The sequence below is a fragment of the Microbacterium sp. ER1 genome, assembly GCF_023383675.1.
Taxonomy (GTDB): domain Bacteria; phylum Actinomycetota; class Actinomycetes; order Actinomycetales; family Microbacteriaceae; genus Microbacterium.
In genome coordinates this window covers 1-240 of sequence record NZ_QCXO01000086.1, presented here as the reverse complement: position 1 = coordinate 240, position 240 = coordinate 1, and the positions used below count along the sequence as shown (strand labels likewise).

Annotated in this window: 1 protein-coding gene; it reads left to right on the top strand. The window is 52.9% G+C overall.

Features of this window, described 5'->3' with window-relative positions:
* A partial coding sequence (locus BV453_RS01855) for a hypothetical protein (RefSeq protein ID WP_249520739.1) occupies positions 1 to 202 on the top strand: 202 nt, incomplete at its 5' end.
* Positions 203 to 240 lie beyond the last annotated feature (38 nt).

Here is a 240-nt window from a genome sequence, read left to right as displayed (position 1 = left end):
CCATCAGCTTGCCAACGTCGAAAATCAAACTCCGCGTTCACAGAAACCGGATGTTAACGCTAAAGAGGGCGGCAACGTCTCTGCAGGCGCTATTGGTTTGCTCGGCGGTGTGGTTGGGTTGGTTGCCGGTGTCAGCGTGATGGCGGTGCGTGAACTGGGTCGTCAGCAAAAGAAAGATAACGCTGACTCACGGGGAGAATAACCGTGAACAGACGTAATTTTATTAAAGCAGCCTCCTGC